Source organism: Winogradskyella aurantiaca (genome assembly GCF_003362725.1).
GTDB classification, from domain to species: Bacteria; Bacteroidota; Bacteroidia; order Flavobacteriales; family Flavobacteriaceae; genus Winogradskyella_A; species Winogradskyella_A aurantiaca.
The window spans coordinates 467973-487549 of the sequence record NZ_QKTV01000001.1; the positions used below are offsets into that span (position 1 = coordinate 467973).

Annotated in this window: 16 protein-coding genes; 13 read left to right on the top strand and 3 right to left on the bottom strand. The window is 38.1% G+C overall.

The genetic code is table 11. The features are described 5' to 3' along the window. Positions 1 to 61: 61 nt before the first annotated feature. The 5 genes from ileS to DN064_RS02165 are packed head-to-tail and all read left to right on the top strand — an operon-like array spanning position 62 to position 5583. Entirely contained in the window at positions 62 to 3469 is a 3408-nt protein-coding gene (gene ileS / locus DN064_RS02145) for an isoleucine--tRNA ligase (protein ID WP_115460959.1), read from the top strand. Between the two features lie 4 nt (positions 3470 to 3473). After that, the gene (locus DN064_RS02150) at positions 3474 to 3857 is read left to right on the top strand and encodes a TraR/DksA family transcriptional regulator (RefSeq protein ID WP_115460960.1); all 384 of its coding nucleotides are present in this window, start codon (positions 3474 to 3476) and stop codon (positions 3855 to 3857) included. A 21-nt stretch (positions 3858 to 3878) separates the two neighbouring features. Continuing rightward, positions 3879 to 4541: a DUF4097 family beta strand repeat-containing protein gene (locus DN064_RS02155; RefSeq protein WP_157962205.1), complete on the top strand. Its 663-nt coding sequence runs from the start codon at positions 3879 to 3881 to the stop codon at positions 4539 to 4541. Positions 4542 to 4549: 8 nt separating this feature from the next. After that, positions 4550 to 5164 carry a lipoprotein signal peptidase gene (locus tag DN064_RS02160; protein ID WP_115460962.1) on the top strand — a complete coding sequence of 205 codons (615 nt, stop codon included), beginning with the start codon at positions 4550 to 4552 and terminating at the stop codon, positions 5162 to 5164. Beyond that, positions 5161 to 5583, top strand: coding sequence for a hypothetical protein (locus DN064_RS02165; protein ID WP_115460963.1), 423 nt, complete (start codon positions 5161 to 5163; stop codon positions 5581 to 5583). The genes DN064_RS02160 and DN064_RS02165 overlap by 4 nt, the downstream gene beginning before the upstream one ends. Here DN064_RS02165 and DN064_RS02170 read toward each other — a convergent pair. The 3 genes from DN064_RS02170 to rimK are packed head-to-tail and all read right to left on the bottom strand — an operon-like array spanning position 5555 to position 7960. Then, complete coding sequence (locus DN064_RS02170; protein WP_115460964.1) at positions 5555 to 6118, bottom strand: 5-formyltetrahydrofolate cyclo-ligase; 564 nt, start codon at positions 6116 to 6118, stop codon at positions 5555 to 5557. The genes DN064_RS02165 and DN064_RS02170 overlap by 29 nt on opposite strands. Then, on the bottom strand, positions 6115 to 7083 hold the full coding sequence (locus DN064_RS02175; protein WP_115460965.1) for a succinylglutamate desuccinylase/aspartoacylase family protein: 969 nt from the start codon (positions 7081 to 7083) through the stop codon (positions 6115 to 6117). The genes DN064_RS02170 and DN064_RS02175 overlap by 4 nt, the downstream gene beginning before the upstream one ends. Before the next feature lies 1 nt (position 7084). After that, positions 7085 to 7960 carry a 30S ribosomal protein S6--L-glutamate ligase gene (gene rimK, locus DN064_RS02180; RefSeq protein ID WP_115460966.1) on the bottom strand — a complete coding sequence of 292 codons (876 nt, stop codon included), beginning with the start codon at positions 7958 to 7960 and terminating at the stop codon, positions 7085 to 7087. Positions 7961 to 8085: 125 nt separating this feature from the next. On the opposite strand from rimK, the gene uvrC reads away from it, so the two are divergent. The 8 genes from uvrC to pgi all read left to right on the top strand — a co-directional run bounded on the left by uvrC (position 8086) and on the right by pgi (position 19495). Next, positions 8086 to 9891: an excinuclease ABC subunit UvrC gene (gene uvrC / locus DN064_RS02185; protein WP_115460967.1), complete on the top strand. Its 1806-nt coding sequence runs from the start codon at positions 8086 to 8088 to the stop codon at positions 9889 to 9891. Then, entirely contained in the window at positions 9812 to 12142 is a 2331-nt protein-coding gene (locus tag DN064_RS02190) for a patatin-like phospholipase family protein (RefSeq protein ID WP_232827346.1), read from the top strand. The genes uvrC and DN064_RS02190 overlap by 80 nt, the downstream gene beginning before the upstream one ends. A 190-nt stretch (positions 12143 to 12332) precedes the next feature. Next, positions 12333 to 13490 (top strand): homogentisate 1,2-dioxygenase, encoded by a 1158-nt coding sequence (locus tag DN064_RS02195; protein ID WP_115460969.1) that lies wholly within the window; start codon positions 12333 to 12335, stop codon positions 13488 to 13490. A 27-nt stretch (positions 13491 to 13517) separates the two neighbouring features. Continuing rightward, positions 13518 to 14678: a 4-hydroxyphenylpyruvate dioxygenase gene (gene hppD / locus DN064_RS02200; protein WP_115460970.1), complete on the top strand. Its 1161-nt coding sequence runs from the start codon at positions 13518 to 13520 to the stop codon at positions 14676 to 14678. A gap of 139 nt (positions 14679 to 14817) precedes the next feature. Next, positions 14818 to 15600, top strand: coding sequence for a DUF3108 domain-containing protein (locus DN064_RS02205; protein WP_115460971.1), 783 nt, complete (start codon positions 14818 to 14820; stop codon positions 15598 to 15600). A gap of 3 nt (positions 15601 to 15603) precedes the next feature. Continuing rightward, the gene (locus DN064_RS02210; protein WP_115460972.1) at positions 15604 to 16539 is read left to right on the top strand and encodes a tryptophan 2,3-dioxygenase family protein; all 936 of its coding nucleotides are present in this window, start codon (positions 15604 to 15606) and stop codon (positions 16537 to 16539) included. 10 nt (positions 16540 to 16549) lie between these two features. Further along, the gene (locus DN064_RS02215) at positions 16550 to 17848 is read left to right on the top strand and encodes a peptidoglycan DD-metalloendopeptidase family protein (protein WP_115461361.1); all 1299 of its coding nucleotides are present in this window, start codon (positions 16550 to 16552) and stop codon (positions 17846 to 17848) included. After that, the gene (gene pgi / locus DN064_RS02220; protein WP_115460973.1) at positions 17849 to 19495 is read left to right on the top strand and encodes a glucose-6-phosphate isomerase; all 1647 of its coding nucleotides are present in this window, start codon (positions 17849 to 17851) and stop codon (positions 19493 to 19495) included. It abuts the gene before it with no gap. The last annotated feature ends 82 nt before the right edge of the window (positions 19496 to 19577 follow it).

Sequence of the window (19577 nt, forward strand, 5' to 3'; positions counted from 1 at the left end):
AATAGTCTAAAATATTTCCTTAAAAATCATTAATTTCGCAACCTTATTAGAATTGCGAGTAATGAGTGTAAAGTTCCCTGAATATAAAGGACTTAACTTGTCAAAAGTTGCAGAAGAGATTCTGAGCTATTGGCAGGACAACGATATCTTTCAAAAAAGTGTCAGTACTAGAGAAGGCAAGGAGCCTTATGTATTTTTTGAAGGTCCCCCATCTGCAAATGGACTTCCTGGGGTGCACCATGTATTAGCAAGGGCCATTAAGGATATTTTTCCCAGGTACAAGACCATGAAAGGGTATCAGGTGAAGCGCAAGGCTGGCTGGGATACGCATGGCTTACCTGTTGAATTGGGTGTAGAAAAAGAGCTGGGCATTACCAAAGAAGATATTGGCACCAAGATCACCGTAGAAGAATACAATGAGGCTTGTAAAAAAGCCGTAATGCGCTACACGGATATTTGGAACGATTTGACTCAAAAAATGGGTTATTGGGTAGATATGGATGACCCTTATATCACCTACAAATCCAAGTATATGGAAAGTGTATGGTGGTTACTCAAGCAGATTTATGATAAGGACCTCTTGTACAAAGGATACACCATTCAACCGTATTCTCCTAAGGCAGGAACTGGTCTTAGTTCACATGAGCTTAACCAGCCAGGAACCTATCAAGATGTTACGGATACTACCGTAACAGCTCAATTTAAAGCGGTTGAAGCATCACTACCTGAGTTTTTAAAGGATGAAGGTGATATTCATTTTCTGGCCTGGACGACAACTCCTTGGACCTTGCCAAGTAATACGGCCTTAACCGTCGGTCCAAAAATTGACTATGTATTGGTGCAATCTTACAATCAATACACCTTTGAACCGATTAAGGTTGTTTTAGCCAAAGCCTTAGTTAGCAAGCAATTTACAGGAAAATATTTTGAAGCTGAATCAGATGAGCAATTAGTCTCTTATACCAAGGAGGACAAGAAAATACCTTTCAAAGTATTAAAAGAATTTAAAGGTTCGGACTTAGTTGAGATTCGTTACGAACAACTTTTACAATACACATTGCCAAATGACCATGCTGAAAATGCCTTCAGAGTCATTTCAGGTGATTTTGTAACCACTGAAGATGGTACAGGTATTGTGCATACGGCGCCAACATTTGGTGCCGATGATGCCTTTGTTGCCAAGCAGGTGACCCCTGAAGTACCACCTATGTTGGTCAAGGATAAGAATGGAAACTTAGTGCCATTAGTAGACCTTCAAGGACGCTTTAGACCAGAAGTTGGTGATGGTTTAGGTGGAAAATATGTGAAGAACGAGTACTACAACGATGGTGAAGCTCCAAAGCGTTCCGTAGATGTTGAATTAGCTATAGTTCTTAAGACAGACAATAAGGCCTTTAAGGTTGAAAAATACAAGCACAGCTATCCAAACTGTTGGAGAACAGATAAACCAATTCTTTATTACCCATTGGATTCCTGGTTTATAAAAGTAACTGACGTCAAAGACCGCATGTTTGAGTTGAACAACACCATTAACTGGAAACCAAAATCAACTGGCGAAGGTCGTTTTGGAAATTGGTTGGCCAACGCTAACGACTGGAATTTATCCCGTTCTAGATTTTGGGGAATACCACTACCAATCTGGAGAACAGAGGATGGAAAACAACAAAAGTGTATTGGTTCAATAGAAGAGTTACAGTCTGAAATTGATAGGGCGGTTGCCGCTGGATTAATGGACAGTAATCCAATTGCTGACTTTGAAGTAGGTAATATGGATGAAGCTAATTATGACCTTGTGGATCTTCACAAAAATGTGGTTGATAAGATCACCTTAGTGTCTGAGTCCGGTCAGGCTATGCAGCGAGAATCAGACCTTATCGATGTCTGGTTCGATTCTGGTTCCATGCCTTATGCACAATGGCATTACCCTTTTGAAAATGCTCATTTAATTGATAATAAAGAAGCCTTTCCAGCTAATTTTATAGCCGAGGGAGTAGATCAAACACGAGGATGGTTTTATACCCTGCACGCCATAGCAACCATGGTTTTTGATTCTGTGGCTTATAAGAATGTGGTTTCTAATGGCTTGGTTCTTGATAAGAACGGTCAAAAGATGTCCAAGCGTCTTGGGAATGCAGTTGATCCTTTTGAAACCCTTGATAAGTACGGTGCAGATGCTACTAGGTGGTATATGATTAGCAATGCCAATCCTTGGGACAATCTAAAATTTGATCTAGAAGGAGTAGAAGAGGTGAGTAGAAAATTCTTTGGTACGCTCTACAATACCTATTCCTTCTTCAGTTTATACACCAATATTGATGCCTTTTCATACGCAGAAGTGGATATTCTGCATGATGAGCGACCAGAATTGGACCGTTGGATTCTGTCTGAATTGAATACCTTAATAAAAAAGGTTGATGCCTATTATGCAGATTACGAACCTACCAAGGCCGCAAGAGCAATATCTGATTTTACTCAAGATTATTTAAGTAACTGGTATGTGCGTTTGAGTAGAAGGCGTTTTTGGAAAGGGGATTATGAGACTGATAAAATATCGGCTTATCAGACATTGTATACCTGTATGGTTACCCTTGCAAAGTTAGGAGCACCAATTGCACCCTTCTTTATGGATCGCTTGTATTTGGATCTTACAAAAGCTACAGATAAAGATGCTTTTGAAAGTGTGCATTTAGCGGATTTTCCTGTCGCTAATGAAAATTTAATAGACAAGGTCCTAGAGCGCAAAATGGAGAACGCTCAGACTATCGCGTCATTGGTATTGTCCTTAAGGGCAAAAGAAAAGATTAAGGTGAGACAGCCGCTGCAGAAAATCATGATTCCAGTGGATTCAGAACTTCAAAAACAAGAGATAGAAGCGGTTTCTAACTTAATAAAACACGAGGTCAACGTAAAAAGTATTGAGCTTTTAGAAGATGCCTCAGACATTCTTGTTAAAAAGATTAAACCAAATTTTAAGGCCTTAGGTCCTCGATTTGGAAAAGATATGAAATTGATTTCCAGTGCTATAAATCAGTTTGATGCAAACGACATCAAAAAAATAGAGCAAAAAGGTAGCGTGGAACTTGACATTAACGGAAAAAATATTACTTTGGGATTGGAGGATGTAGAGATTACATCTCAAGATATTGAAGGATGGCTGGTAGCCAATGAAGGGGCTCTAACTGTAGCACTGGATGTTTCAATTACCGATGACTTACGAAACGAAGGAATAGCCAGAGAGTTGGTTAATCGCATTCAAAACCTTCGTAAAGATTCAGGATTTGAGGTTACTGACCGTATTGATGTGGCACTACAAAAAGACCCTAATGTAGAGTTAGCAATTGCTTCAAATGAGATGTATATCAAATCAGAGACCTTAACCGAAGATTTAAAAATTATGGATCAGGTAAACAATGGTATCGATATTGATTTCGACGGTGTCAGTACCCGATTGTTTATCCAAAAACATTAAGATTATGGCAATAGATACTAATAACAGATATTCCGATAAAGATTTAGAGGAATTTAGAGTACTTATTCAAGAAAAAATTGACAAGGCAGAGCACGACTTAGAATTAATTAAAAGTGCTTATATGAATGATCATAATAACGGAACGGATGACACATCACCTACTTTTAAAGCCTTTGAAGAGGGGAGTGCTACTATGAGTAAAGAGGCAAATTCGGCTCTTGCTATCCGACAGGAAAAGTTTATTCGTGATTTAAAGAATGCATTAATACGCATAGAGAATAAAACCTATGGTATTTGCCGTGTTACTGGTAAACTCATCAACAAAGAACGTTTGAAATTAGTACCGCATGCTACTTTGAGTATTGAGGCTAAAAACATGCAGAAATAAAGTCTAGAACATCTCATGTAAATGAACTTGTTCTTTGAGAACATATTAAAGAAACCTTGGAAGTTGTATTCCAAGGTTTTTTTGTGCCTCCTTTTTTTTTCCTTTTCAATTGGGGCTCAGAATCAATTGCAAAAAACTATTGATCCTGGTAAATACAATCAGGTAAGAATTAATGGAAATCAGGTTTTTGAAATTGAAATTCAAACTGAGGCTCGTAAAACTATTGAATTAGTATCCATTGTTGACGGCGAATATGGCGACCACTTTCAGTTTGATATTAAGCTGATAAACAACGTTTACACCATTAGTCTATGGCAGTCGCAGTTGTCTATAATTGAAGATGATAAGCGAAATGCCCATAAGGTAGTTGCGGCTAAAATGCTATTGAAATTACCAGAAGGCTTTATTGTTGATGTTGTCAGTGATGTCGGTAACCTGGAAATAGAGGGTAATTTCAAGACACTTAGAGCAAGTTTACAAACGGGATTTTGTCGGTTTAAAGGCCTGGTAGACTTTCTTGAAGTTGAAACCAGAGATGGAAATATTCATCTTCAAACAAAGAATGTAAATGTAGAAGCAAGGTCCGGTAATGGGGTTGTGACGGTCTCAAATTCAATTCAAGGAAATGGTTCTGCCACCTTAAAAAGTATTAACGGTAATATTTGGGTGGAAGCCCTGGAGTAATAATTCATATGAAGTTTAGACCTTCTTTACTACTTATTGTCTTGGTACTCCTCGTAGACCAAGCTTCAAAGCTTTATGTTAAGACGCATTTTCAGTTGTTTGAGGATGTTGAAGTACTTCCTTGGTTTCGCATTGTTTTTATTGAAAATGAAGGCATGGCCTGGGGGACCCGATTGTCTGATATTATTCCCTTTATTTCACAAGGTAAAGCCAAGTTGGTTTTAACCCTTTTCAGAATCACAGCGGTTTGTGGAATTGCACTTTGGTTGTATTCAAGTATCATCAACCATAAATCAAAACTCTTGGTTTTATCCATTGCTGTCATATTTGCTGGTGCTCTAGGGAATATTATTGACTCGGTTTTTTACGGAATGATCTTTAGCGATAGCCTGGGTGAGGTTGCTCAGGCCTTTCCAGAAGGAGGTGGATACTCCACAGTGTTTTATGGCAAGGTGGTTGACATGCTCCATTTTCCTATTTGGAGTGGTCGCATTTCAGAATCCTTTCCAGTTATTGGAGGGCGTTATGTCTCGTTTTTTGATCCCGTTTTCAATGTGGCCGATATGGCTATTACTTCGGGGATATTTGTTCTTTTAATATTTAATAAGAAAGCCTTTAGATGAAAATCATTATTAGAACACTAATAATAGTACTTTTTATCAGTACACTTATCCCTTATTTTACGGGAGATTCAAAAGGAATGCTAATTCCTTATGGATTAATGGAAATAGGGATTATTTATGAACTCGTTCAAGGCAATGCAGGTATCCTTGAATTTCTATTGTTGTTGGTACTATTAGCAATTCAAATTCCTATTATAAGCTTGTTATCTATTCCATCAAAAAAGAAATTTAAGCTCAGGCCTATTATCTTTTTAGTCGGCTTTATGATAATAAATTTTGCGAATTTGAAGTTTAAAAATTGGGATCAGGCTTTCATATCATTAATTCCCTTCATATTAATTTGGTTAATTCTACTTTTCCTTGTTCAAAGGTTTTATAGGCAAAATCAGTCTAAAAACGTAGAACTGAGTCAGGTGTAACGCATATGTCAAGAGGTATATCGTTTGGATCCACCTCGAAAACATCTTGCTCAGGCCCAAAAAAACTCAGGCCAATTTTTAAAACATTTCCACGGCATTCATTTAAGAATCGATCATAAAATCCTTTGCCATAACCAATGCGATTACCTTTAGTATCGTAAGCTAGGAGTGGTACCAAGACCACATCTATCATTTGCGTAGCTATTGGGATGCCATTGCTTGGTTCAGGAATGCCATAGGAATTGATTGTTAAACTGGTATCATCAGATAAAAGAAAATGGGACATGCTATAATCTTCAAAATTGCTCTTTGAAATAACTGCGTGCTTATCTTTACCTGCCAGAATATTTAAAATATAGTCCGTGTTCACTTCTTTTTGATTGGTAATCGTCAAAAAAATGTGGTAGAAAGAGTGATTCCAGATATCTAGATTTAGGAGCTGATTGGCAATATTAAGGCTATTATCCTCAACTTGATCTTCACTTAGTGCTTGTCTGAGGCTTTTGTATTTTTTTCTGAGCTCGTTTTTGGTCATGCCTCTAGTTCAGTAGAAATATGAAAAATAGCATCCCCTTGATAGATGATTGGGGACTCGTTTACATTAAATATATAGCCTTCACTCGGAGCCTTAACAATAAAATTAAAACTACCGTAAGGGTCTGTAATGTGGCCCAGAACATCACCTTTTTCTACCTGTGTATGCAATCGCACCTTTGGTCTAAACATACCGGAGTGGTTAGCACGAATCCATTTGCTTTTAATGATTTTAATACCGGTATTTTTGGGAGAGGACACTTTAAATTTGCTTCTAAGCATATCAAAATGACTCAAAACACGTTTGGCTCCATTAACTCCTGTGTTGGTAATACTGGAGTCAATATGAAAGGATTTTCCTCCCTCAAATAAGAGCATCGGGATGCCTAGTTTAGCGCAGGCATGACGAAATGATTTATTGATGTTATTGGCATAGACAATGAAGGGGGCTCCAAAGATATTGGCTAATTTCTTAAGATCCTTATTGCCATTGGCGATGCGAATTTGAGCTGCATTAAATCGGTCAGATCCACCTGTATGGAAATCCATAATTAGGTCTGCATATGGCACTACCTCCGTCATTAGCTTGTGTGCTACACGACTGGCTAAAGAGCCATTTTTGCTGCCTGGAAAAACACGATTTAGATCCCTCCCATCAGGGAATTCACGATCCATATGTATAAACCCTAGAACATTGATCACCGGCAGGCAAATAATGGTTCCCTGACTTGGTCTGTTAATACCCTTGGAAATCAGCTGTCTTACGATTTCAACGCCGTTAACTTCGTCTCCATGAATTCCGGCCGTAATTAATACCGTAGGTCCAGGTATTCTAGATCGTTCAATAATAATTGGAACACGTATTTGATTTTGCGTATGCAGTTTAGCTACTTCAAAGTTAACAATGGCACTTTCACCAAGAGCTACTTCTTCACCGAGTATTTCTAGGACATCTTTTTCACTCATATTATCCTCGGTTACGTTCTACGTAGGTGATGATGGCCCGCGCAATATTTTTTCCTGTGGCTCCCTCAATCCCTTCCAAACCAGGCGTAGAGTTTACCTCCATGATCAGCGGTCCTCGTTTGGACTGTAACATATCTACACCACAAACAGGTAGTTTTAACGCTCGTGCTGCTTTTATGGCAAGTTTTAATTCGTCTTCCGAAAGGCGGACATATTCAGAGGTGCCACCACGATGCAGGTTTGATCGAAATTCGCCTTCCTTACTCTGGCGTTTCATAGCACCTACAACTTGTCCATCAACAATCAAAGCTCTCAAATCGGCTCCTTGAGCTTCGGCAATGTATTCCTGAACAAGAGCCTTAGCTTGTAAACCACTAAAGGCTTCCATTACGGACTCTGCTGCATTTTTTGATTCGGCTAAAACGACGCCAAGGCCTTGGGTACCCTCAAGAAGTTTTATAACAACAGGCGGTCCACCAACATGGCGTAGTACTTCCTCGATATCTCTTGAATAATTGGTGAAAACAGTCTTTGGCATACCTATTCCTGCTTTTGAAAGGCGCTGAAAACTTCTCAGTTTATCTCGAGATCTTAGAATGGCATCCGAAGATACGGTGGTAAATACATTCATCATTTCGAACTGACGTACCACAGCACAACCAAAAAAAGTAACCGAGGCTCCTATTCTTGGGATAATGGCATCCACATAATCCAGATAGCGATCTTTATAGTAAATGGTTGGTTTTTCGCGCTCTATTATGATGTCACATTTCAACGGGTCAATAACCTCAACTTCATGACCGCGATTTTCACCTTCTTCAATCAAGCGGCGTGTGGAGTATAAGTTCTGGTTCCTGGAGAGAATAACAATATTCATGGTCGTTTACAGGAAAAATGGAAAAGTTGGTAATAAAGCATATGTGCTAATTTAAGAGATTCTTTTAGCAATGCGAAAATCCATTGAATTTCAGTTGCTTTCAAAGTTATTCTTACCTTTGATTTATGTCTGAATCCGCCCTTGATGTCCAAATAAAAACCCTACCACACCAACCCGGAGTGTATCAGTATTTTAATTCTGATAATCAATTGATTTATGTAGGAAAGGCGAAGGATATTAAAAAACGGGTGAGTAGTTATTTTACCAAACATCACGATTATGGCAAGACCAAAGTCCTTGTAAAAAACATTGCTTCGATAAAGCATATTGTGGTTGCTACAGAGACGGATGCCCTGCTTCTTGAAAACAACCTCATTAAAAAGCATCAGCCCCGTTACAATGTTCTTTTAAAAGATGATAAATCGTATCCCTGGATTTGTATAAAAAACGAACGATTTCCGCGGGTGTTTCCAACACGACGTGTCATAAGGGACGGCTCTGAATATTTTGGCCCCTATACAAGTATGAAGACCGTGAGAACATTGCTGGATCTCGTAAAGGGGTTATACCAATTACGCACTTGTAATTACGATTTGCGTCAGGAAAAAGTAGAAGCTGGTAAGTACAAAGTATGCTTAGAATATCATTTAGGGAATTGTAAAGGGCCTTGTGAGGGATTAGAGACGGAGACTTCCTATCACGCCAACGTTGATGCCATTCGTGCCATATTAAAAGGTAATTTTAAAGATTCCTTACAGCAATTTCGTTCTCAAATGAAATCGCATGCTGAGGCCATGGAATTTGAGTCAGCGCAAAAGATTAAAGAAAAGTTGGATGTACTTGAGAATTATCAAGCCAAATCAACAGTGGTTAATCCCAAAATATCCAACGTTGATGTCTTCTCAATAATTAGTGATGAAACCTATGCCTATGTAAATTTTCTTCAGTTGTCATACGGTAATATCATAAGATCTCACACATTGGAACTTAAGAAAAAGTTGAAGGAATCAGATGCTGAATTATTGAGCCTGGCAATTACTGAGATCAGACAGCGGTTTCATTCACAGTCCAAAGAGGTGTATGTGCCCTTTGATTTGGAGTTGGGGGAAGGTATAAAGGTGACGGTTCCTAAACTTGGTGACAAGAAAAAGATTTTAGACCTATCTGAACGTAATGCTAAGTATTACAGACTTGACCGTTTGAAACAAATAAAAATTGTAGATCCTGACAGGCATTCCAATCGGATCATGGCTCAAATGAAAGTGGATTTGAAACTATCTACAGAGCCACGACATATTGAATGCTTTGACAACTCCAACATTCAAGGGTCCAATCCTGTGGCTGCCTGTGTGGTATTTAAAAATGGAAAGCCAAGTAAAAAAGATTACCGACATTTTAATATAAAAACAGTAGTTGGGCCAGATGATTTTGCCTCCATGGAGGAAGTCGTTCATAGACGATACAGAAGGTTGCTCGAGGAAGATGAGCCGCTTCCACAATTAATAATTATTGATGGAGGTAAAGGGCAGTTATCATCGGCACTTAAAAGTTTGGATCGCCTTGGATTGCGCGGTAAAATTGCCATTTTGGGCATTGCGAAACGATTGGAAGAGCTTTTCTATCCCGATGATCCAATTCCTCTCTATTTAGATAAAAAAAGTGAAACACTGAAGATTATTCAACAATTGCGAAATGAAGCGCACCGTTTTGGAATTGAGCATCATAGAAATAAACGCAGTAAAGGAGCTTTAACAACAGAATTGGAATCGATTAACGGCATTGGTGAACAAACAATAGTACAACTAATGAAAGCGTTTAAGAGCGTGAAACGTATTGGAAACGCCAAACTTGATGAACTTGAAGAAGTGGTTGGTAAGTCCAAAGCTGAGAAAATTTATAACCACTATCACGGCGTACAAAATGCCAATTAAAACCAGTCATATCCAATTGAATAAGCTACTGATAGTTTCGGTATTAATCGGGTTTGTGTTCTCACTTCAGTTGCTTCAAGGTCAGGAACAATCTGAGCCAAAAGTAGGCCTAGTCCTAAGCGGAGGTGGAGCTAAGGGCTTCGCGCATATTGGTGTTCTTAAGGTGTTAGACAGTCTTGATGTAAAGGTGGATTATATTGCTGGCACCAGTATGGGGGCTATAATAGGATCCTTGTATGCCGCAGGGTATACAGGGAAACAACTGGATTCAATATTTACTGTTACAGATTTTGATAAACTTATAAACGATGATTATCCTAGAGCCTCAAAGTCACTCTACGAGCGTTCTAATGATGAGCGTTATATTGCCAGTTTGCCCTTTGATAATTTTAAGATATCCTTACCTTCTGGTATTTCAAGAGGGCAAAACGTTTACAATCTGCTATATAAGCTTATGCTGCCGGTTAATGGTATAACCGATTTTGAAGAGCTTCCAATTCCTTTTTTCTGTATTGCTACCAATTTAGAAACTGGAAAACCAGTGGTATTAGACCAGGGTAAATTGGCAGAGGCCGTATCTGCAAGTGGAGCTTTTCCGTCATTGTTTCAACCAGTAATGATAGGTGACCAGTTATATATTGATGGTGGGGTCACGAATAATTATCCGATCGAATTACTTAGAGAGAAGGGTATGGATATTATCATTGGCGCCGATGTTCAGGATGGACTTCGAGACAGAAATGATTTGCGCTCGGCGACTGAAATTCTGGTGCAGATCAATAACTTCAGAACTATCAATGATATGCGTGATAAGGCTAAGTTGACTGATATTTATATTAAACCAGATATTACAGATTTTAGTGTGATTTCTTTTTCTCAAGGGAGAGATATTATTGATAGTGGTGAGGAGGCAACACTTCAGAATTACGCAGAATTAAAAAAACTATCCCGACGTATTCCTTATGACAAAAAGCCTCTAAACACCAAAAATGACCAGACGTATTTGATTAGTAATATTTCTTTCACTGGAAATAAAGATTATACCAATTCATATCTATTGGGTAAGTTAAAGCTAAAACGAGAAGAACGAGTAACCATTGATGAGATTAATGAGGGTATTGTTAATCTTGTGGCTACCAATAATTTTGAGACTGTTAGGTATGATTTAGAATACCTTCCTAGTACCGACAGTTACCAATTAAAATTAAACATTAGAGAATCTAAAGGGCGATCATTTATAAAATTAGGTCTGCATTATGATGATCTCTATCGCAGTGCAATAATGGTTAACCTCACTAAAAAGAAATTGTTGTTTAATAATGATATTGCTTCAATTGATATTGGTTTAGGTGATAATATTAGGTATGATTTTGACTACTTCCTGGATAAGGGGTTTTATTTGAGTTTAGGGATAAAATCACGATACAATCAGTTTGAGCGCAATCTAAGTGCTGATTTGGTAGTAGAACGTAACAGTTCAGTTCTTAATGAGGTCAATAAAATTGACGCACGTTTTAGAGATTGGACTAATCAAATTTATGTGCAAACACTATTTGTAAAGGACTTTGCACTTCGTTTAGGTTTGGAACACAAACACCTGACGTTTAAAACCGAAACACTTCTCAGTGAGGATCAAGATCAAAATGAGATTGTTTTTGAAAATACAGATTATCTAAGCGTATTTGGTACTTTAAACCTGGACACCCTAGATAACTTGTATTTCCCAAATAATGGATTCTATTTAAAAGGCGATTTCCACTGGTATATTAGAGCTTCAGATTTCAATACTAATTTTCAGCCTTTTTCCATAGCCAAGGCTGAGTTCGGTTATGCTTTTTCTATAGGGGACTTCTCGATACTGGCTGAGACTTCCGGTGGATTTAAACTGGGAAGTAACACAACAAACTCTTTGGACTTTGCCTTTGGAGGTTATGCCAGGAATTTCGTCAATAATTTTTATGGTTTCTATGGATATGATTTCTTATCCATTACAGGGAATAGTTTTGTTAAGGCTGTTTTGAATTTTGACTATGAACTTTTTAAAAAGCATCATCTGATTGGAGCTATCAATATGGCCAATATTGAAGATGATATTTTTAGAACTGGCGAGTGGTTTTCGACGCCAGACTACACTGGCTTTGCCGTGGGATACTCTTTGGAGACCTTTATTGGGCCCATAGAGATTAAATATTCCAAATCCCCAGAATTAAGTGATGGTTTTTGGTGGTTTAACATTGGATTTTGGTTTTAAACTTTTTTTAATCAACTTTGTGGGTATGATGTCTATTTGGCAAGGACTTAAAGCATACCTTCACTTTTTGATCAAGAGGAATCCTGAGTAGCTTCACTTTTTTGTAATTTTAAGAATCTGGTCGTCCTGCCCGGTAAACAATAGCTACCTACTTTTTTAATAGAATTATCAACAATTAAATTTTCTAAAGATGCCTTTTTATCATCAATTAGGGTCCATTCCTCCTAAACGGCATACACAATTTAAAAAGCCAAATGGCGAATATTATTACGAGCAATTATTTGGAACAATTGGTTTTGATGGTATGTATACCAATAGTTATCATGTTCAAAGACCAACACAAGTAAAAGAGATAATAAAACAATACAGTATTGCACCTGAGGTTGTTAAACCTAATAATATGCAGTCTTACAGATTTAGAGGCTTTCAGGTGAAACCTGAAAAAGACTATCTAGATAGCAGAAAGATCGTGCTTACTAACAGTGATTGTAATATTATTTTAGCAGCTCCTCAGGAATCAACAAACACTTATTTCTATAAGAATACAGATGCGGATGAGTTGATTTTTATACATAAAGGTTCTGGGAAACTAAGAACACATCTGGGTAATCTGGATTTTAAATATGGGGATTATTTACTCATTCCACGAGGTATCATATACAAACTTGATTTTGATACGCATGATAACCGTTTGTTCATAGTAGAGTCCTACAGACCTATTTACACACCAAAACGTTACAGGAATTGGTTTGGGCAATTATTGGAGCACTCCCCATTTTGTGAACGCGATATGAGGAGGCCTCACGAACTAGAAACTCATGACGAATCAGGAGACTTTTTGATAAAGATCAAGAAACAGGATGAGATATTTGACATGGTATATGCCTCCCATCCATTCGATGTGGTTGGTTATGATGGCTATAATTACCCTTATGCATTTTCAATTCATGATTTCGAACCAATAACAGGACGTATCCATCAACCACCACCAGTACACCAGACATTTGAAACAGATGCTTTTGTGATATGTAGTTTTGTGCCCAGACTTTACGATTACCACCCACTTAGTGTTCCAGCTCCATACAATCATAGCAACATAGACAGCGACGAGGTGTTGTATTATGTTGATGGTGATTTTATGAGTAGAAATGATATCGCTGCAGGTCACATTTCATTACATCCCGCTGGAATTCCACATGGACCACACCCTGGAGCGATGGAGCGCAGTATAGGAAAGGTGAAAACAGATGAGTTAGCGGTAATGGTAGATACCTTTAAACCATTAAAGGTCACTGCTGAGGCTCTGAAAATTGCCGATGAAGATTATTATAAATCGTGGTTAGAATAACAATATCAATCAATAAATAAATACAATATGGCTAAAGAATTAGAATCCGTAGAATATGGACTAGAAAAAATATTTGAAGGAGCTCAGGACTTTTTACCGCTTTTAGGAACCGATTATGTCGAGTTTTATGTGGGTAATGCGAAGCAATCTGCTCATTATTATAAAACGGCATTTGGATACCAGTCCTATGCCTATAAGGGTTTAGAAACAGGATCGAGAGATCAGGTGAGCTATGTACTTAAACAAGACAAAATAAAGCTCGTTCTAACAACTCCCCTTAATAGTCAATCACCAATAAATGACCACATAGTTAAACATGGCGATGGGGTAAAGGTCATTGCCTTATGGGTTGACGATGCTAAAAAAGCATACGACGAAACCATTAGTAGAGGTGCTAAATCCTATATGGCTCCTGAGGTGGAATCTGATGAGTACGGAGAAATCGTTAGAGCAGGAATTTATACTTATGGAGAGACAGTGCACATGTTTGTGGAACGTAAAAATTACACTGGCTTGTTTTTACCTGGTTTTGTTGAGTGGAAAAGTGACTACAATCCTGAATCTGTAGGGCTAAAATACATTGACCATATGGTAGGAAACGTTGGCTGGGGTGAAATGGATACCTGGGTTAAATGGTATGAAGAGGTCATGGGCTTTGTAAATTTCTTATCCTTTGATGATAAACAAATTCATACAGAATACTCTGCTCTAATGAGTAAGGTGATGAGCAATGGTAACGGGAGAATTAAATTCCCAATCAACGAACCAGCTGAGGCAGCAAAGAAGTCACAAATTGAAGAATACCTTGATTTTTATGAAGGTCCAGGAGTACAACATTTGGCACTTGCCACGGATGATATTGTTGCAACTGTCGCCCAGTTGAAAGCCAGAGGAGTTGAGTTTTTACCACCGCCTCCACAGTCTTACTATGACATGATTCCCGAACGTTTGGGATCTCATATGGATATTATGAAGGAGGACATTGCTAAACTTCAAGAGTTGTCAATTTTGGTAGATGCCGATGAGGAGGGATATTTGCTCCAAATTTTCACTAAGCCGGTCGAAGACAGGCCCACACTTTTCTATGAAATTATTCAACGCATGGGCGCTAAAGGTTTTGGTGCTGGAAATTTCAAAGCATTATTCGAATCCATAGAAAGAGAACAGGCCAAACGCGGAACCCTGTAAAGGATTTGTTAAATATCGACTAAAACTCTAACTCAGAAAGTTAGAGTTTTTTCTTTTCTTAACTTTGGAATAATAATTGATTCTAACTGATCAACAATAATTGCTTTACTAGAAGAGTTATGAATTTTAATTATTGATTATGAAAGCCTTTTATCCCTTAATTCTACTGTCATTTTTACTCATCTCTGGACACTCGCAAAAAGCTGAACCGGCATTTCAGGGGGGTGAGTGGTTTCGCTTTAGAATGAGTTATAGCAGTTGGTTAAAGGCAGGTAATGCCACTTTATCTGTATCTGAAACTAAGATTAATGGAAAGGACTGTTTCCATGTTATTGGAAAAGGTTGGACGACTGGCATGGTAAGCTGGTTCTTTAAAGTTGAAGATCAGTATGAGAGTTACTTTGATTCTAAATCTGGCCAACCCTATAAATTTATAAGAAAGGTAGATGAAGGAGGTTATACAAAGGATATAGAAATTGCTTTTGATCATGAGGAGAATAAAGCCTTAGTCCATGATAAAAAGAATGATAATAAGAAAACCATTCCTATAGAGCAAAATGTTCAGGATATGGTTTCCGCGTATTACTTCCTGAGAAACAACTATAATATTGAGGACGTTGAGGTTGGTGAAAGTATTGAAATGAACATGTTTTTTGACGAAGAAAACTATGTATTCAAGCTAAAATTTCTTGGAGAAGAAATAATAAAAACGGAGTTTGGTAAAGTAAAAACGCTTAAGTTTAGGCCTTATGTTCTTGCAGGGAGGGTATTCAAAGAAGAAGAAAGCTTAACGCTTTGGGTAACAGCAGATAAGAACAAGATTCCTTTAAAGATACAGGCTGATTTAGCGGTTGGGAGTCTTCGCGCGGACCTCGATGCTTTTAAGGGTTTGAAACACTCCTTCGAGATTATTTATGACTAATTAATGACAATCAATCAAGAAAAGCACAAAAAAATAATTGAATCGCTTGAAGACAAGTATCAAGCAATTGACCAAAATACTGAAGACCATTTAAAAGGTCTTTTATACAGTAAACCAATTACCTATTGGGATTACATCCAAACGGATGCCCTCCTAAACCTTCAAATCCAAAGAACTGTATTACCTGATGAAATGGTATTTATTGCCTACCATCAGATCAATGAGCTCATTTTTAAAATGATCCTGTGGGAGATTGAACAGGTGGCAGAAGCCCAAGATCTCACAACAGACTTTTTTGAATCTAAAATCATGAGAGTGAGCCGTTATTTTGATATGCTCACAACTTCTTTTGATATAATGAGAGAAGGCATGGAAGTTGAACAGTATATGAAATTCAGATATACCTTAACTCCGGCCAGTGGTTTTCAGAGTGCTCAATACCGTCTGATCGAGTTTGCTTCTACGGAATTAATCAACTTGATTGACTATCGTTTTAGAGCTACTATCAACAGAGATACCCCATACACGCATGCCTTCGAGCATTTGTATTGGCAGGCTGCTGGAAAGGATCATAAAACAGGTAAAAAATCCACACTTTTAGTTAATTTTGAGCGCCGTTACAAAGGTGATTTTCTAAACTTTATGGAAGCCTACAACACTAAAAATCTTTGGACACGATTTAAAGAACTTCCTGAGAAAGACCAGAATGATCCGCCCCTGGTAAAGGCTATGAGACATTATGATTATACAGTTAATGTTACATGGGTAATGGCACATTATAACGCTGCAGTGCACTATATTGAGAGTGGGTTAGGTGATGGTGAGGCTACTGGGGGTAGTGATTGGAAAAAATACATGCACCCAAAGTATCAAAGACGTATATTTTTCCCCGATTTATGGTCAGAGAAAGAACTTCAAAATTGGGGGATGAATGTTTAAGAATAACTTCATGCAATTATCAAAAATTGGAATCTTACTATTAACCATAGTTTGTTTATGGTCTTGCAAATCTGAAAAATCAGAAGATTTAGAAATAGAGACGGTAGATTTAGCAGTGGTAGAAGAACAACCACGCTATGAGTTTGGTTTTAACCTTAACGCGTATGTGGTTAAACGTGATACTATAAGAAAGGGTGACACTTTTGGGATTATCATGGAGCGCAATAAAATTGGCTATCCTAAAATTTTTCAAATTGTTGAGAAGGCTAAGGATACTTTCAATATAGCAAAGCTCCAAGTTGGTAAACCCTACACACTTCTTTGTTCGCAAGACAGTTTAGAGATGGCACAGTCCTTTATTTATCAGCCAAACAAAGAAGAGTACGTAGTTATAAATTTTAAGGATTCTATCCATGCCTATACCAGCAGAAAACCAATTAAGTATGTGGAACGAATGGCATCGGGAATTATTCAGAACAGTATCTCCGAAACTCTGGAAGGGCAAGGACTAAGTCCTAAACTTGCTTTTATAATGGCTGATGATATTTATGCTTGGACTATTGATTTTAGAAGATTACAGCCAGGTGACCGATTTAAGGCAATATATGTGGATAAGTATATTGATGACACCATATATGCTGGTGTACATAAAATTAAAGCAGCATATTTTGAGCATAAGAATGAACCAATTTATGCGTTTGAATTTGCAACCGACAGTGTCAAGGGGATAGTTGATTATTTTACCGACGAAGCCAAAAACTTAAGACGCGCATTTCTAAAATCTCCTGTCAAGTTTGGTCGTGTTTCCTCAAGATATAACTTAAACAGGCGTATTGCTTATTACGGTTACAAGAGACGACCTCATAAAGGCACTGATTTCGCCGCTCCTGTGGGAACTCCAATTATGGCAACGGCCAATGGAACGGTAACCGAATCGACGAGGCGTGGTGGTAACGGAAAGTATGTGAAGATTCGGCATAATGCCACTTACAGTACCCAATATTTACATATGAGTAGACAGGCGGTAAAGAAAGGTGAGTTTGTGAAGCAAGGAGATGTTATTGGTTATGTAGGTATGACCGGAAATACAGGTGGCCCGCATGTATGTTACCGCTTCTGGAAAAATGGTCGTCAGGTGGATCCCTTCAAGCAAAAACTACCTGAAGCCAAACCCATATCCGATAGTTTAAAAGCGGAGTTCTTAACGTATATGAAACCAATAAAGTTGCAGCTTGATGCAATTGAGTTTACTCCTTGGGAGGAACGTGAGTTATCCGAAGACCAATTAGAAATTAGAACAGCAAAGTAAATGGCACTACCAAGAATTAACCCAACTGGCACAGCAGCTTCCAATCAGTTGTTAGAACACTATAAAGAAATTAAAGATCTGCACTTAAAAGACCTTTTTAAGGCCGATACGGATCGGGCAGAGAAATTAACCTTTGAATGGGAGGATTTTTATGTTGATTTTTCCAAAAATAGAATCACAGAGAAGACCATAGATTTGCTGGTAAAATTAGCTGATGAAGTCAAATTAAAAGAGGCCATTGAGAAACAGTTTGCAGGTGATATATTAAACGAAACTGAGGGACGTGCGGTCTTACATACGGCTTTAAGAAAGCCTCAAGGAACAGAGGTATTGGTTGATGGTGAGAATGTGATGCCGGGTGTACATGCTGTTTTGGAAAAGATGAAGTCCTTCTCAAATGCCGTAATTAATGGTGACCATTTGGGACATACAGGACAGGCCATAACTGATATCGTCAATATTGGCATTGGTGGGTCTGATTTAGGGCCGGCTATGGTGGTGGATTCCCTAAAGTTTTATAAAAACCATCTTCATGCTCATTTTGTAAGTAACGTAGATGGGGATCACTATCAAGAGGTTGTCAAGAATCTTAACCCTGAAACAACCTTGTTTGTTATAGTGTCTAAGACCTTTACAACTCAAGAAACGCTGTCTAATGCCAATTCTATAAGAGCTTGGTTTTTAAAGACATTACCATCTGAAGCGGTGTCTAAGCATTTCGTAGCTGTTTCAACTAATATTGAAAGTGTTAAATCGTTTGGGATTAGCGAACAAAACATCTTCCCAATGAAAGATTGGGTTGGAGGCCGTTTTTCTTTATGGAGTGCCGTGGGCTTGTCTATTAGTTTGGCTTTAGGATTTGATCATTTTAATTCATTATTACAAGGGGCCTATGAAATGGATGAACACTTTAGAACCGAGGATTTTCACTCTAATATTCCTGTAATTGCTGGGTTATTGACCATTTGGTATAATAACTTCTTTGAAGCAGAAAGTGAAGCCGTGATTCCTTATACACAGTATTTAAATCAATTTGCTACCTACCTCCAGCAAGGTATCATGGAAAGTAATGGTAAAAGTGTGGATAGATCCGGACAAAGCATCCGTTATCAAACAGGAACCGTTATTTGGGGGGAGCCTGGTACCAATTCACAGCATGCTTTTTTTCAGTTAATACATCAGGGAACTAAGCTTATTCCTGCTGATTTTATAGGTTATGTCAAGCCATTATACGGGAATAAGGACCATCATGACAAACTGATGTCTAATTATTTCGCTCAAACTGAGGCCTTAATGAATGGTAAAACTGAGAATGAGGTAAGGCAAGAATTTGAATCTCAAAATGCGTCAGAGGAGGATATTGAGCGATTAACCCCATTTAAGGTGTTTCAAGGTAACAAACCAACCACATCGATTCTAATTGATCAACTTACCCCTAAAAGCCTTGGAAAACTTATTGCCTTATATGAGCATCGCATTTTTGTTCAGGGTATTATTTGGAACATATTCAGTTATGATCAATTTGGTGTTGAGCTAGGAAAACAGCTGGCTAAGACAATCCTAAGTGAAGTTGAGCAAGGTAATTCTGGCGGGGCTCATGATGCTTCCACATCAGCGCTACTAAAGCACTTTATTGGTAACTCGTAGGGGCCACAGGTAAAGCGCCAATATTTTGTTAAGTAATTTGTTGAAATTCTTAACATTGTCTTAATATATGCACTTGCTTAAT